The organism is Bacteroidota bacterium (genome assembly GCA_034723125.1).
Classification (GTDB): domain Bacteria; phylum Bacteroidota; class Bacteroidia; order CAILMK01; family JAAYUY01; genus JAYEOP01.
The window spans coordinates 1-1,776 of record JAYEOP010000511.1 but is presented as its reverse complement, the minus strand read 5'-3'; the positions used below and the strand labels follow the sequence as shown (position 1 = coordinate 1,776).

General features: G+C 27.9%; 4 protein-coding genes. 3 read left to right on the top strand and 1 reads right to left on the bottom strand.

Going from position 1 to position 1,776, the window contains the following annotated elements:
- The 3 genes from U9R42_13265 to U9R42_13255 form a co-directional block, all read left to right on the top strand.
- On the top strand, window positions 1–325 hold a 325-nt coding region (locus tag U9R42_13265), incomplete at its 5' end, for a DNA mismatch repair protein (protein MEA3496989.1).
- Window positions 326–441: 116 nt separating this feature from the next.
- The gene (locus tag U9R42_13260; protein ID MEA3496988.1) at window positions 442–909 is read left to right on the top strand and encodes a DUF302 domain-containing protein; all 468 of its coding nucleotides are present in this window, start codon (window positions 442–444) and stop codon (window positions 907–909) included.
- Between the two features lie 159 nt (window positions 910–1,068).
- Window positions 1,069–1,323 (top strand): hypothetical protein, encoded by a 255-nt coding sequence (locus U9R42_13255; GenBank protein ID MEA3496987.1) that lies wholly within the window; start codon window positions 1,069–1,071, stop codon window positions 1,321–1,323.
- A gap of 149 nt (window positions 1,324–1,472) precedes the next feature.
- On the opposite strand, the gene U9R42_13250 is transcribed toward U9R42_13255, so the two are convergent.
- Window positions 1,473–1,628 carry a hypothetical protein gene (locus tag U9R42_13250; protein ID MEA3496986.1) on the bottom strand — a complete coding sequence of 52 codons (156 nt, stop codon included), beginning with the start codon at window positions 1,626–1,628 and terminating at the stop codon, window positions 1,473–1,475.
- Window positions 1,629–1,776: the final 148 nt, after the last annotated feature.

The following is a 1,776-nucleotide window of genomic DNA, read 5'->3' as shown; positions in this document are numbered from 1 at the left end:
AAATAGTATTAGAAAGCGTTTAACTGATGACTACGATACAATTGAGCGATTATCTAAAAAGAAAACTAGTACATACAACAAAGACTTATATATAGCTGCTTGTGCGATTTGTGGAGCTGGAGTTGACGATGTTCACCATATAAATGAACAAAAAAACAGTGATGAACAAGGTTTCATAGGTCATATAAATCAAAACCATAAATTTAATCTTATTCCACTGTGTAAAAAGCATCATAAGCTAGTACACGAGGGGAAAATCAACATCAATGGGTTTGTTACAACTTCTAAGGGATTAGAGCTTCATTATTCTAGTTTAGAAGAATAACATTGAAATTAAAATAGTTTCTCACTCCCATGCTTTGAGACTAATAAAATATTATTTTGTAACTGTTCTGTTACTATATAAAGTTAATATTATAAAATAAATTTTTAAGGATACTTATGAAAAAAACAATCTTCGCTTTTTTAGCAGGTGCATTAGCTATGGCTTTGGGTATTATAACTATGATGCCTGGTATGATGATAGTTCAACATCAAAGTAAATACTCAACAGTAGACGAGACTACAGAAGCTTTAGCTAAGTCAATTAAAGCAAATGGTTGGAGTGTAGCTGGTAAGATAAGAAATATGAACAAAACTATACAAAAACACGGGCTTGATTTTGATAGAGAAGTTAGAATAATAGAGCTTTGTAAAGCAAATTATGCAAAAGATATGATAGAAACAAATCCAGAGATATCTACTATGATGCCTTGTGCTTGGGGTGTGTATGAAAAAGATGGAAAGATAATGATAAGTGCTATGAATATGGGTCTTATGGGGAAAATATTTGGTGGAAATATTGCAAAAGTAGTGGGTGAAAGTGTAGCTACTGATGAGCACAATATCTTAAAGGCGGTTATAAAATAATTACTTAAAAAAATATGTTGCCTCATTTTGAAATACTTCCCACTTTTGTAATGCCATAATTTTGCTTTTAAAATAAATTAGAGTATTATATCAGATAACTTAAATAATAACTAAGTCTTCTGGAACCCAAATTAATACTATTTTATACATAATGTTTCTATGGCGTTTAAAGATTATTTATTAAAAGAAATTGACAATTTAAGAGATAGAAGAAATCAAGTATTTAATATGTTTTTTGCTTTAATAAGCGGTTCGGTTGCTATGATAGTATATGTACTTACAGGTGATAAACCAGTATTTTCATTATTAATAGCACTTATGGGTTTTATTGTATCAATTTTTGCTTTTGGTAAAGTTCATAAATTAAATTTAAATATCAATGAATTACTTAAAAAACTAAAGGATACTGAATGATAGAAATAATTGCTTTTATAGCAGGTGTAGCAATGTTGTTGTTTATTGGATATGCTGTTTCTGATGTTTCTGATGTTTCTAATCAGTTTGAATAGAACTAAAGTCCAAATTAGAGTTAGACTTTAGTTTTATATATAATATTTTACTATTTACTTTGTATTTTGAATAAACTGTCCACAACCTTTATGGGCTTTTCCATTATGAGTTTTATACTCTTTTTCACCTGCTTTATATAATCTATATCTTTCACATTCATCTTTAACTTTACATATTTCATTATCACATGCTAATATTTTTTCTTCCATTTTATCCCTTTATTAGTTAAGTTTATATTATAATATTTATAACTTATTACTCCCCCACAAAAATACAATGAAAATCAAGCAGCATAACGAATCTTATTATGCTTAAAAAAGTTAGCAACTTTTTCTTTATTTTTAACTATATCATTCA